General features: G+C 71.3%; 10 protein-coding genes. All 10 read left to right on the top strand.

The window, feature by feature from the left end; all coding sequences use genetic code 11:
• The first annotated feature begins 11 nt into the window (after nucleotides 1–11).
• On the top strand, nucleotides 12–1,934 hold the full coding sequence (locus AC07SQ_RS15775) for a protein kinase domain-containing protein (protein ID WP_495273428.1): 1,923 nt from the start codon (nucleotides 12–14) through the stop codon (nucleotides 1,932–1,934).
• 61 nt (nucleotides 1,935–1,995) lie between these two features.
• Nucleotides 1,996–3,579 (top strand): murein transglycosylase A, encoded by a 1,584-nt coding sequence (gene mltA / locus AC07SQ_RS15780; protein ID WP_495262758.1) that lies wholly within the window; start codon nucleotides 1,996–1,998, stop codon nucleotides 3,577–3,579.
• A gap of 29 nt (nucleotides 3,580–3,608) precedes the next feature.
• Complete coding sequence (locus AC07SQ_RS15785) at nucleotides 3,609–4,358, top strand: hypothetical protein (RefSeq protein WP_495273429.1); 750 nt, start codon at nucleotides 3,609–3,611, stop codon at nucleotides 4,356–4,358.
• A 27-nt stretch (nucleotides 4,359–4,385) separates the two neighbouring features.
• A complete protein-coding gene (locus tag AC07SQ_RS15790; RefSeq protein WP_495273430.1) occupies nucleotides 4,386–5,522 on the top strand; it encodes a hypothetical protein in 1,137 nt (378 codons plus the stop codon).
• The gene (locus tag AC07SQ_RS15795) at nucleotides 5,519–7,537 is read left to right on the top strand and encodes a caspase family protein (protein ID WP_495273431.1); all 2,019 of its coding nucleotides are present in this window, start codon (nucleotides 5,519–5,521) and stop codon (nucleotides 7,535–7,537) included. The genes AC07SQ_RS15790 and AC07SQ_RS15795 overlap by 4 nt, the downstream gene beginning before the upstream one ends.
• A 54-nt stretch (nucleotides 7,538–7,591) precedes the next feature.
• Nucleotides 7,592–8,149, top strand: coding sequence for a type VI secretion system tube protein Hcp (locus AC07SQ_RS15800; RefSeq protein WP_056584544.1), 558 nt, complete (start codon nucleotides 7,592–7,594; stop codon nucleotides 8,147–8,149).
• Between the two features lie 28 nt (nucleotides 8,150–8,177).
• Nucleotides 8,178–9,017, top strand: coding sequence for a type VI secretion system accessory protein TagJ (locus AC07SQ_RS15805; protein WP_495273432.1), 840 nt, complete (start codon nucleotides 8,178–8,180; stop codon nucleotides 9,015–9,017).
• The gene (gene tssE, locus AC07SQ_RS15810; protein ID WP_062481207.1) at nucleotides 9,010–9,525 is read left to right on the top strand and encodes a type VI secretion system baseplate subunit TssE; all 516 of its coding nucleotides are present in this window, start codon (nucleotides 9,010–9,012) and stop codon (nucleotides 9,523–9,525) included. The genes AC07SQ_RS15805 and tssE overlap by 8 nt, the downstream gene beginning before the upstream one ends.
• A gap of 6 nt (nucleotides 9,526–9,531) precedes the next feature.
• On the top strand, nucleotides 9,532–11,424 hold the full coding sequence (tssF, locus tag AC07SQ_RS15815) for a type VI secretion system baseplate subunit TssF (protein WP_495273433.1): 1,893 nt from the start codon (nucleotides 9,532–9,534) through the stop codon (nucleotides 11,422–11,424).
• 8 nt (nucleotides 11,425–11,432) lie between these two features.
• On the top strand, nucleotides 11,433–12,476 hold the full coding sequence (gene tssG / locus AC07SQ_RS15820) for a type VI secretion system baseplate subunit TssG (protein WP_495273434.1): 1,044 nt from the start codon (nucleotides 11,433–11,435) through the stop codon (nucleotides 12,474–12,476).
• Nucleotides 12,477–12,512: the final 36 nt, after the last annotated feature.

A 12,512-nucleotide genomic window follows, 5' to 3' on the forward strand; every position in this document is an offset into this window, starting at 1 on the left:
GGAGCAGGTCAATGACCGACAACGCCCTTCCCCCGGAAGACGACCGCACCCGAGTCGTCTCACGGCCCGCGCCATCCACCAGCGAAGCTGACACAGGCGCCACAGTCATCACCGGCGGTGGTTTCACCACGGCTTCGGGCGTCCCCGTCACCAGCCCAGCAACCGCAACCCACGACGCAGGCCTCCTCCCCGTAGGCAGCCGCCTCGCCGAATTCGAAGTCACCCGAGTAGTCGGCCAAGGCGGCTTCGGCGTCGTCTACGAAGCCTGGGACCACACGCTGGAGCGCGTAGTAGCCATCAAGGAATACCTGCCGACATCGCTATCGACAAGACAGCAAGACGGCACCGTAGTCCCCCTGTCAGAAAGACACAGAGAAACCTTCGACCTGGGCATGCGCAGCTTCATCAACGAAGCCCGCCTCCTCGCCCAGTTCGACCACCCCTCGCTACTCAAGGTCTACCGCTTCTGGCAAGAAAAGGGCACCACCTACATGGTCATGCCCTTCTACAAGGGCGACACCTTGCGAGAGGCACTCGTAGCGATCCCCGCAGGCGTCGACGAAGCCTGGCTCACCCGCATCATGGACGGCGTCACGCAAGCCCTCGCCGTGATGCACAACGCCCACTGCTACCACCGCGACATCGCCCCCGACAACATCATCCTGCTCGAAGGCTCCGGCCGCCCCGTCGTGCTCGACTTCGGCGCCGCGCGCCGCGTGATCACCGACAAGACGCAGGCGATCACCGTCATCCTCAAGCCCGGCTACGCGCCCATCGAGCAGTACGCCGAGATGCCCGACATGTCGCAGGGCGCATGGACCGACGTCTACGCGCTCGCCGCCGTGATGCACGTCGCCGTGTGCGGCCGCGCACCGCCGCCCTCGGTGGCACGGCTGCTGTCCGACAGCTACGTGCCGCTCGCGGGCAACGACATCCTGCGCCAGCGCTACAGCGACCGGCTGCTCGCAGCGATCGACGCGGGCCTGGGCGTGCGGCCCGAGGCGCGGCCGCAATCGATGGCCGAGCTGCGCGCGGCCCTGGGCCTCGAGGTCGGCCACAGCATCGCGCCCACGCCGCGCACCGTGCCGCCGTCGGGCGCACGAAGCAGCAGTCAGTCGGGTGCCGATGCACCGACCGTGATCGGCACGGCCCACATGCCGAAGCCCATCGCCGCCAAGGCACCTGCCGCGAACAACAACAGCAAGGGCAGCAGCGGCAGCAACAAGGCCGTCCTCGGCGCCGTCGCCGCCGCCGTGCTGGTCGCCGCAGCGGGTGGCGGCTGGTGGTTCCTCGGCCGCTCGGGCAGCGAAGGCGATGCCGGCAAGACGGCGCAAACCGCCACGCCCGCGCCCCCACCCGACACCCCCACCCAGGTCGCCGAGGCCCCCCCACCGCCGCCACCTCCGCCACCGCCCAAGCCGCGCACCCCCGCCGAATCCCTGCAATCGCTAGCGGCCGGCGCCGCCCCGGGCTTCGAAGTCACGGCCACGCCGAAGAAGGCCGAGGTCGCCATCGGCAAGGACAAGCTGGCCTTCGAGGTGCGCAGCAAGCGCGACGGTTTCGTCTATGTGTTCCTGCTGTCCAGCGGCGGCGAGATGTTCCTGCTGTTCCCGAACCTGCTCGACAAGTACAACAAGATCACCGCCAACGCCGCGCTGGCGCTGCCGCGCGCCTCCTGGCCGATGGACGCCGGCGGGCCGGCCGGCACCAACCAGTTCGCGGTGCTCGTGAGCGAGCACGAGCGCGACTTCGGCGCCTCGGGCGTGCAGAACGAAGGCGTGTTCCCGCAGTTCCCGCTGCCGGTGCTCGCGGCACTCGAAGCCACGCGCGGCACCGGGCCGTCGCCGCTGTTGGGCAAACCGGTCTGCGCGCCGGGCGCCCCGCCGTGCAACGACGTCTATGGCGTCGCGAATTTCAAAATCGTCGAGAAGTAATCGTCTGTAGAGCGTCGGCCGCTTTCGGCCCCCTTTCCACGACCACGACCAGGAGACTTTCATGCACACGTCACCGTCGCCGCACTTCGCGCTTCCCCTTTGCCGAACGGCCGCCGTGGTCGCGCTGGTGCTGCTGGCCGCTTGCGCCAACACGCCGCCGACCGCCACGGGTTCGGCCGCCACTGCGCCCACCACAACCGACCCTGCGACCGCACCGGCCCGCCCCACCGGCGGCAGCGTCGCCGGGCAGGCGCGCACCTTCTCGACCCAGCTCGCCACCTACACCTCGGTCGGCTTCGACGCCGTGCCGGGCTGGGCGCGCGACGACTTCTCGGAAAGCTGGCCGGCCTTCCTGGGCAGCTGCAAGGTGCTCAACGGCCGCGGCGCCGAGTGGAAAGAGGTGTGCGAACGCGCGCTGAAGGTCGACGGCAAGAGCACGCAGGCCATTCGCGGCTTCTTCGAGAGCGAGTTCTCGGCGTACCAGATCCGCGACGACGACCGCAAGCCCGACGGCGTGGTCACCGGCTACTTCGAGCCCGAGATCGCCGGCAGCCGCACCTACGTCGCGCCGTTCATCTACCCGGTCTACGGCCAGCCCGAGGACATGCTGTTCGTCGATGCGCGCAAACTCCCGGCCGGCAGCGGCACGGTGGCCGCGAAGGTCGAAGGTCGCAACGTGATCGTGCAAAGCGGCCTGAGCACGCGCGACATGGGCGCGCCGGGCCTGTACGCGCTCGACCTGTCGGCCATCACCCGCGACACGCTCGACCGCAAGGTGCGCCTGCGCATCGACGGCAAGCGCCTGCTGCCGTACTACACGCGCGAAGAGATCGAGACCAAGGGCGCGCCCAACGCCAAGGTGCTGGCCTTCGTGAGCAGCGCCACGGCGCTGTACGAGATGCAGATCCAGGGCTCGGGCCGCATCAAGCTGCCCAGCGGCGAAGTCGTGCGCGTGGCCTACGCCGAGCAGAACGGCCAGCCCTTCCGCCCGACCATCGCGCAGGCCGCCAACGGCAAGCCGCGCAGCGCCGTGAAGGTGCGCGGCGGCTCGCTCGAGCTGACGCTGGACGACGGCGACGACGAAGACACGGGCGCCATCGACAACAGCGTGATCCGCACGCGCGGCTTCACGCTGGCGCGGCCCACGGCCAGCGGCGCGGTGGTGGTGCCGGGCCGTCGCACGGCCGGCGCGGTGACCGGCTCCGGCATCAAGGACCCGAGCTACGTGTTCTTCAAGGAATCGACCTCGCCCGCGGGCGGCCCGGTGGGCGCCTTCGGCGTGCCGCTGTCGGCCGGCCGCTCGATCGCGGTCGATCCCCGCAGCACGCCGCTGGGCTACCCGGTGTTCGTGTCGACGCGCACGCCCGGCAGCGGCGCACCCATGCAGCGCCTGACCATTGCGCAGGACACCGGCGGCGCCATCCGCGGCGCGGTGCGGGCCGACTACTTCTTCGGCAACGGCCAGCAGGCCGCCACCAACGCGCGCCGCATGAAGGAACGCGGCCAGCTGTGGATTCTTCTGCCGCGCGGCCTCGCCGTGGCGCAGGCGGCGGTGTCGGGTGCGATCCGCACGCGCGGCGGCCCGGTCGGTGCCAATCTTCCGCAGTGCCTCGTGCCCACGGAAGGCGTCTGCGTCGACGACTGACCTCTTTTCTTTCGACCCCTTGGCCCTTCATGCAGGAAACCCTTTCGTCCGCCGAGAGCTCTGAACTCGTCCGCCTCTGGCGGCGCCGGCAGACGCTGTCCTCGGACGACATGGGCACCATGTACCGCATCGTGGGCGATGCGCTCGTGGCCTGCAATCCGCCCGAGCTGCAGGTGCTGGGCGAGGGGCGGCAGGAGCTGGTGGCGCAGTTCATCTACGTGAAGGTGCTGCGGCTCGATGCCGACCCCGACGAGTCGGAAGAGCGCGCCGGCCACAGCGCACCGTCCACCGCCTTCGCGCTGTGCGCGTACTTCCGCCGCTACCTCATCGACTGCACGCGCGCCAGTTCGTTTCGCCGCAAGGTCTCCATCGGCGACCAGATCACCGAGGCCCAGCTCGAAGACGAACTCGGGCCGGGCGAAGACCTCGACGGCTGCCTGGCCGAGCACGGCCTCAGCGCGCAGGCCGTGCAGCTGGCGGCGCGCGCCTTCATCGCCGGGCTGCCCGAACCCGAGCGCATCCTGCTGTGCGAGGGCTTCGGGCAGGAGGCCGAGGGCGGGTTGTCGGGCGTGGCTTCGCGCCACGCCATCGCCTCGTACCACTACCGCGCCGGCCGGCTGGGCCTCGTGCACAAGCGCGAAGGGCTGGGCGCCGGCTATGTGCAGACCCGCATCGGCAGTTGGATCGGCCAGACCCTGGGCATCGCCATCGAGGCCGACAACATGGCGGCGATCCTGCAGGTTTTCAAAATCCTCGGGGCTGAAGCGTCTTATGTCTGAAGACATAGCCATTCAGGAACAGACGCCATGACCACCGACCTCTGGCCCCCGCTCAGCGTGATCCGCCATGCGTTCGAAACCGGCGCGCCGCCCGGCGATGCCGCGCCGGACGCCGCACCCGTCGCGATGCCGCACGGCAGCGGCGCGGGCGCGGGCACGCCGGTGGTGTCGGACCTGCTGCTCCCTTTGACCGAATTGGCCCGGCGCCGCGAGGCTGTCGCCCGGCGCGCCTTCACCGCGCGCTGGGCGCCGGGCCGCCTCGTGAGCGTGGTGCACGACGGGCGCCTGCTCGGCGTGCTGCTCGACCGCTGCATCCACGGCGACCTCTGGCAAGGCTGGATGGCTGCCGGCGAGCCCGACTGGGCCGGCCCCTTCGACGTGCTGCTGGAACCCGACGACGAGCCCTTCGAGCCCATGTTCGGCGTGGTCCAGGCCTGGAACGTGCTCACGCTCGAGCCCAGCCCGCAGCTGGCCGCGCGCGTGCTCGGCGAGGTGTCGGCCACGCGGCTCGCGGCGATCCGCGCGGTGCACGACGAATGGGCCGCGCACGCGGCGCCCGACATCGCGCCCGAGCCCGGGCGCATCGCGCTGCGCGGCGTGGCCGGCGCGTTCTCGGTGCTCTCGGGCACGCCGCTGGGCCCGCAGGACCCGCGCACCGACTACCAGGCGCTGTACCGCGATGCCGGCCTGCAACTGGGCCGTGCGCTGGCGCAGCCGCAGGACGAGGCGCCGGCAGCCGCGCCGCCGCCATCGCCCGCCCGGCCGCTGCCGCGGCCCGAGGACGGCTGGTGGGGCAGCATCCGCCGCTGGTTCGGCGCCGAAGGCTGGGCGCGCCCGGCCTTCGCGGCGGTGGCGCTGTTCGCGGTGATCCAGAACGTGGGGCTCATCGGCGGGCGCGGCACCGCCGAAGACGACGACGTGCGCTTCCGCTCGGTGCCCACGGCACCGGTCGCGGCGCAGGCCAACCTGATCGTGCGCTGGAAGGACGGCGTTCGCATCGACGAGGCCGATCGCCTGCTGCGCACGATGTCGGCCGAAGTGGTCGGCGGGCCGGGGCCCAATGGCGTCTGGCGCCTGCGCGTGGCCGATCCGGTCGGTGCTTTGTCGGTGCTCGCGACGTCGCCGTTGGTTGCGTCGGCCGGGCCGGCTTCGGAGCCGCCATGAACTGGCGCGCGTGCAGCCTGCGGTTCCTGCTCGCGCTGGTGGTGTGGGGCGCGGGCGGTGTCGCCGCGCAGGCCGCGCAGCGCGCGCTGCTCGTCGGCGTCTCCGAACTCGTCAACCAGCCGCAGGCCCTGTGGCTGCAGGCGCCGCGCAACGACGTGATGCTCATGCGCGACGCCTTGCTGAAGCAGGGCTTCACCGCGCCCGACATCGCCGTGCTCGCCGACGGCGTGCCCGGCGCTGCGCTGCCCGAATCGCAGGCCATCCACGAGGCCCTGGCGCGGCTGCTCGCGCAGTCGGCCAGCGGCGACTTCGTGCTGCTGTACTTCTCCGGCCACGGCACGCGCCTGCGCGACGTGGCCAAGCGCTACCAGGAGCCCGACGGCCTGTCCGAGAACTTTCTCGCGCGCGACGTGCGCGGCACGCTCGGCGCCGATGCCGCGTTGAGCGGCGACCTGCGCGACGTCGACTTCGACGCCTGGATCCAGGCCTTCCTGGCGAAGAACGTGTTCGTCGCCTCGGTGTTCGACACCTGCTCCGCCAACTCCATGACACGCGGCACGGGCGATGCGCCCGCGACCGCCGAGGGCCCGGCCGACGACGAGGTGCGCTGGCGCGGCCTGCGCACGACGCAGCTTGCGGGCGGTGCGTCGCCCGCGCGGTCCCTGTCTGCGCCGGCTGCGACCGACGCCGTACCGCGCGCCCGCTACGTGGCGCTGTTCGCGTCCGAGAGCCACCAGATCACGCCCGAGCTGCGCCTGCCGCGCAAGGCGCGCAGCGCCCGGCCGCAGGGCCTCCTGACCTGGGCCGTGGTCGAGTCGCTGGCGCGCAAGCCCGCCACCTGGCGCGACCTGTTCGATGGCGTGCTCGCGCTGTACCCGCCGGTCATCGACGAACTCGCGCAGCGCTTTCCCACCCGCGAGCTGCCGTCGCCCGTGGCCGAGGGCAACCTCGATGCGCCGCTGTTCGCCAACAGCGGCGCGCCCGCGTCCACGCGCCCGGTGTGGGGCGCGCAGCGCAGCGGCGACAGCCTGGCCGTCAAGGCCGGCCTGCTCGACGGCCTGGCGCCGCAGCAGGAGGTGCGCGTGCTCGCCACGCTCGACGACGGCACCGTGCGCCGCGCGCCGGCCGCCATCGCGCAGATCAAGCTCGGCGGCGCCTGGCTCGCCGTGCCGGCCGCCTTGAAAGACCTGCCGGGCAGCGCGTTCTGGAGCGTCACGCCCATTGCCGAGCCGGCCGCGACAGCCTTGCGCGTGCGCGCCGACAAGCCGCTGCCTGCCGGCCTGAGCCTCGACTACCCGGCCGCGATCCGCCTGGCCGACGACCCCGCGAGCGCCGACGTGCGCTGGACCGACCTCGGCCCCGCCGGCCATCGCCTCGAAGCGCTCGCGCCCGTGTTCGGCGCCGCCGCCTCGACCGTCGTGGTGCCCGACGTGGGCGCGCTGCGCCGCCGCCTGCAGGCGATGGCGCAGCTCAAGTGGCTGGCCCAGCTGCAGGCCCATGCCAGGGGCGGCCAGCTCGACGGTTTCGATGCGGCGCTCGAAGTCTGGAGCGCCGACCGGCTGCTGCGTAGCGTGCCGGTCGCCGAGGCCGCGAGCGTGCTGCCTGCGCTGCGGACCGGCGAGCGCGTGCGCCTGAACGTGCGCAACACCAGCGGCCGTTCGCTCGACCTCGTCATCACCGGCATCGACGCGCGCGGCGCGCTGCAGGCGGTGTACCCCGACGGGGCCGGCGAAACCAACCGCTTCAAGCGCGGCACGCCCGAGCAGCCGGCGGTCAAGCGTTTCGACCTGCCCTGGCTCGATGCGGCCGGCGAGGCGCGCCTGCTCGTCATGGCGGTGCCGGCCGCGCCCCACAGCGCGCCGCGCCTGTTCGGCGTGGCCACCGCGGCGCAGGCCGATGTGTCGGAAGTGCGCGTGCGTGGCGGCCAGCCGCCGGCCGCCGGCGGCGAGCGCCAGGTGTTCGCGGCCTTGCTGCGCAGGAGCGCTGGCACGGCAGACGGTGGTGCACGGCCATGAAGCGGTTGCGCGTGGTCCCGGTCCAGTTTTCTTTGTCCGAATCCGGAGGTTGACATGGCATTTCTCGAAGACGGCTCCTGGAGCCCCGAAGACGCACGGCAGTTCTACGAACTGATCGGCACCGGCTCGGCCGAGACCGACCTGGTCATGATGATCGAGAGCAAGGGCTCGCCCGTCGAAGGCGAACTCGAACGCGTCTTCGACGACGGCAAGGCGCGCCTGAACATCGGCGGCTACTACTGGTCGGTGCAGGTGCCCGAGTCGTCCGCGCAGAACCAGGTCGTGCCCCACAACCTGGTCGTCGCGCGCCGCAGCGACGCGGCCACGGCCACGCTCGCCAGCCTGCTGCGCGCGCAGGAAAAAGACCTGAAGGTCGTCATCAGCGCCTACAAGGCCGGCGGCGATCCGCAGTCGCCCGAGGCGCAGGCGACCTTCGAGATCTCGCTGGAGAACGCGCGCATCTGCCGGCTGGTGCTCAACTCCGGCGGCCACTGGGGCGTGCCCTCGGAGCTGGTCTCCATCAGCTACCGCACGGTGAAGATCAAGTCGGCCCCGCAGAAGACCAGCGGCGCGCGCGGCGCGGTGCGCGAATGCCAGTTCACCCGGACCTGAATCCGAACGCCCCCAGGAGCACACCGCCATGACGACGACCGCCGCAGACTTCCTCAAGGCCGCCGACCCGGTGGCCGCCCTCAAGGCCCTGAGCGACGACGTGCGCGCCAAGCCCTCCGACTCCAAGCACCGCGTCTTCATGGCGCAGCTCTTGTGCGTGCTCGGGCAGTGGGAGCGCGCGCTCAACCAGCTCACCGTTGCGGCCGAGCTCGACGCGCTCGCCGTGCCCATGAAGCAGGTGTACGGCGAGGCCGTGCGCTGCGAAGGCCTGCGCGCCGACGTGTTCGCCGGCACGCGCACGCCGATGATCTTCGGCCAGCCCGATGAATGGCTGGCACTGCTCATCGAATCGCTGCTGCGGCAAGGCCGCGGCGAGAGCGGGCTGGCCGAAGACCTGCGCCAGCGCGCCTTCGACGGCGCGCCCGCCATCGCCGGCACCATCGACGGCGCACCCTTCGAATGGCTGGCCGACGCCGACATGCGCCTGGGCCCGGTGCTCGAGGCCTTCGTCAACGGCAAGTACTACTGGATTCCCTACGCGCGCCTGGCACACATCAAGATCGAGCCGCCCGAAGACCTGCGCGACTGCGTCTGGATGCCCGCGCACCTGCAGTTCGAGAACGGCGGCGAAACGCTGGCGCTCATACCCACGCGCTACGAAGGCACCGAGGCGCAGGAGGACGGCGAGCTGCGCCTGGCGCGCAAGACCGAGTGGCGCGAGCTGCGCCCCGAGGTCTGGGCCGGCTACGGCCAGCGCGTGCTCGGCAGCGACGCGGGCGAGTACGCGCTGATGGACGTGCGCGAGATCCTCTTCACGCCCGCCGCCGCCGATGCGGCCGAAGGCGGCGAAAGCAGCGGCGGTGGCTGAACTCACCGCGCAGGAGCGGCTGCAGCCTTCGCTGCTCGACCGCCTCGTCGACCACGCGCCCGACGAGAAGCGCGAGGGCGACGACAAGCGCACGCTCACCAAGCAGGCGCTGCGCCAGGCCGTGCTGCGCGACCTCGGCTGGCTCTTCAATGCCACGGGGCACGGCCTGTCGATGGACGACAAGCAGCACCCGAATGCCGCGCGCTCCGTCATCAACTACGGATTGCCTATGCTGTCTGGCCAGTTCACCTCGTCGGTGCAGCGTGTCAGCATGGAACAGGCTTTGAAGAACGCAATCCTGCAGTTCGAGCCGCGCATTTTGTCCCGCACACTCGAAGTCGAACTCGTCATGGAAGGCCCGGCCCTGGAGTCCCACAACAGCATCGGCCTGCAGATCCGCGGCATGCTGTGGGCGCAGCCCGTGCCGCTCGAGTTCCTCATGCGAAGCCGCGTCGATCTGGAAGAGGGCCGCATAGAGATCGTGGACATGGCGCAAAACCCAAGGTAAGTCCACATGGACCCTCGGCTGCTGAGCCTGTACGAGCAGGAGCTGCGCTACTTCCGCGAAAGCGCCTCGGAGTTCGCCCGTGCGTTCCCGAAGATCGCGCACCGGCTGGGCATCGAGGGCCAGGAAGTCGCCGACCCGTACGTGGAGCGGCTGATCGAGGCCACGGCCTTTCTCTCGGCGCGCGTGGGCCTGAAGCTCGATGCCGAATACCCGCGCTTCACGGGCCACCTGCTCGACATCGTCTACCCGCACTTCCTGGCGCCCACGCCGGCGATGACGGTGGTGTCGTTCGTGCCCGACCCGGAAGACGCCAACCTCGCGGCCGGCCCCACGTTGCCGCGCGGCGCCGGCCTGCGCGCGCGCCAGGCCGTGGGGCAGAACACGCACTGCGAGTTCCGCACCGCCGCCGCGCTGCGCATCTGGCCGATCGAGGTGCAGCGCGCCCAGTACTTCACCTACGCGCCTGACCTGCCGCTGAACACCCACCCGCAGTCGCGCGCCATCCGCGGCGGCCTGCGCATCGCACTGCGCGCCACGGCGGGGCTGGACTTCAGCCAGATCGCGCTCGACGAGCTGGTGCTGCACTTCGGCGGCGCGGAAGACGTGGCCTGGCAGCTGCACGAATGCGCGCTGGGCCAGCCCATCGGCGTGTGGGTGCGACCGCTCACGGCCAGTGGTGCCTTGCAAGGCGCCATGCGCAGCCTGCCGGGCAGCGCCATCGGCGCGGTCGGCTTCGGGGACGACGAGGCGCTGCTGCCGGTCACGGCCACGGGCTTCTCGGGCTTCCGGCTTCTGCAGGAGTACTTCGCGTTCCCGCAGCGCTTCCAGTTCGTGCGCATCGGCGGGCTGCAGGCGCTGCTCGCGACGATGCCGGTGACCGAGCTGGAGATCGTGCTGCTGTTTTCGCGCGGCGATGCGGCGCTCGAGAAGCTGGTGAGCGTCGACAACGTGCAGCTGCACTGCGTGCCCGCCGTCAACCTGTTCACCAAGCGGCTCGACCGCGTGCCGGTGACCGAAGGCGTGAGCCAGTTCCACCTGGTGCCCGACCGCACGCGCCCGCAGGACTTCGAGGTGCACACCGTCACCGAGGTCATCGGTCACGGCGCACCGGGGGCCGACGCCGCGGTGGCCGAGCAGCCGTTCCGGCCGTTCTACTCGGCCTTCCACGGCAGCCGCAACAGCCACCCGGCCTACTTCACGACCACGCGCGAGCCGCGCATGCTCTCGGTGCGCCAGCGCACCGAAGGCCACCGCAGCAGCCACATCGGCTCCGAGGTCTACATGCAGATCGTCGACCCGCAGCAGGCGCCGTACGCCGCCACGCTGCGCCAGCTCGCCGTGACCGCGCTGTGCACCAACCGCGACCTGCCGCTCTTGATGCCGCTGGGGCGCGACAACGACTTCGACTGCGTCGACTCCTTTCCCGTGCAGCGCGTGCGCATGGTGCGCGGGCCGTCGCGGCCGGTGTCGCCGGTCGTGAGTCAGGGGCTGGGCTGGCGCGTCATCGACCACCTGGCGCTCAATTACCTGTCGCTGTCCGACAGCACGCCGGAGCAGGGCGCCGCCGCGCTGCGCGAGACGCTCATGCTCTACGCCGTGCATGCCGACGAGATGCGCCAGGGCCAGGTGCGCGGCCTGCTGTCGGTCAAGAGCAAACCCGTGGCGCGGCGCCTGCCGCTCGCGGGCCCGATCGCCTTCGGGCGCGGGCTCGAGGTGACGCTGGAGGTCGACAAGGACGCCTTCCACGGCCACAGCGCCTTCCTGTTCGGCGCCGTGCTGGCGCAGTTTCTCGCGCGCCATGTCGAGGTGAACCACTTCGTCGAGACCGTGCTGCGCATCGCGGGCAAGGGCGAAGCCATGCGCTGGAGGCCGCTGTGCGGGACACGCCAGATTCTGTAAGCACGCGGGTGGACCAGGCGCTGCGCGGGTGGTCGGCGCAGCCGTGGGACTTCGACTACTTCGCCGTGATGCGGCGTATCGAGTCCGTCGCGAAGACCACGCCGCGCTGGGGCCGCGCCTTGCTGCCCAGCGCCGAACCGGTGCGCGTGGGGCAGGAGCCCTCGCTGTCGTTCGCGCCCGCCAGCTTCAGCCGCTTCGAGCCGGCCACCGCGCATTCGCCGCCGCGCCTGCGCCAGCACTTCTTCGGCTACATCGGCCCGAACGGCCCGCTGCCGGTGCACCTGAGCGACTTCATCCGCGAGCGCAGCCTGAACCACGGCGACCCGACCTGGCTGGCCTTTCTCGACACCTTCTCGCACCGCTTCTCGCTGCACTTCTACCGCGCGTGGGCGCAGTCGCGCCCGGCCGTGGCGCTCGACCGGCCCGGCGAAGACCGCTTCCGCCTGCAGGTCGGCGCGCTGGTCGGCATCGGCACGCCGGGGCGCATCGACCGCGACGAGATCCACGACGACGCGCGCCTGCACTTCTCGGGCTGGCTCGCGCGCCGCGTGCACAACGCGGAAAGCGTGGAGTCGGTGCTGTGCAGTTATTTCGGCGTGCCGGTGAAGCTGGAGCGCTGGGTCGGCCACTGGATGCGCGTGCCCACGGACGAGGTCACGCGGCTGGGGCAGGGCGAGAGTTCGCGCGCGATGGGCATGGGCGCGATGCTCGGCACGCGCGCGTGGGACCGCCAGCACCGCGTGCGGCTGCACCTGGGGCCGCTCACGATCGACCAGTACCGCATGTTCCTTCCCACCGGCGACGCGCAGCCCGTGCTGCAGCGCTGGATGCAGCAGCTGCTCGGCGACACCCTCGAATGGGACGCCCAGCTGGTGCTCGAGAAAGTACAGGTGCCGCCCACGCGCCTGGGCCAGGCCCGGGGCAACGGCCCGCGCCTGGGCTGGGTCTCGTGGCTCGGCGAACGCCCGCGCACGCGCGATGCGGCCGACGTGCGCATTGCCAGCCAGCCGTCGAGGGCGCGCCTGCCGAAGCAGTCCGCCTCTTTTCAATAAACCCATCTTCATTCGTTCAGAAGAGATACGGAGTCC

The sequence above is a fragment of the Variovorax sp. GW821-FHT06D12 genome (assembly GCF_059419205.1).

Excerpts from the sequence above, each read along its gene's own strand:
- AC07SQ_RS15775 (WP_495273428.1), top strand. The coding sequence starts at position 12 with ATGACCGACAACGCCCTTCCCCCGGAAGACGACCGCACCCGAGTCGTC.
- tssF (WP_495273433.1), top strand. The coding sequence starts at position 9,532 with ATGGACCCTCGGCTGCTGAGCCTGTACGAGCAGGAGCTGCGCTACTTC.
- AC07SQ_RS15795 (WP_495273431.1), top strand. The coding sequence starts at position 5,519 with ATGAACTGGCGCGCGTGCAGCCTGCGGTTCCTGCTCGCGCTGGTGGTG.
- AC07SQ_RS15800 (WP_056584544.1), top strand. The coding sequence starts at position 7,592 with ATGGCATTTCTCGAAGACGGCTCCTGGAGCCCCGAAGACGCACGGCAG.
- AC07SQ_RS15785 (WP_495273429.1), top strand. The coding sequence starts at position 3,609 with ATGCAGGAAACCCTTTCGTCCGCCGAGAGCTCTGAACTCGTCCGCCTC.
- AC07SQ_RS15805 (WP_495273432.1), top strand. The coding sequence starts at position 8,178 with ATGACGACGACCGCCGCAGACTTCCTCAAGGCCGCCGACCCGGTGGCC.
- mltA (WP_495262758.1), top strand. The coding sequence starts at position 1,996 with ATGCACACGTCACCGTCGCCGCACTTCGCGCTTCCCCTTTGCCGAACG.
- AC07SQ_RS15790 (WP_495273430.1), top strand. The coding sequence starts at position 4,386 with ATGACCACCGACCTCTGGCCCCCGCTCAGCGTGATCCGCCATGCGTTC.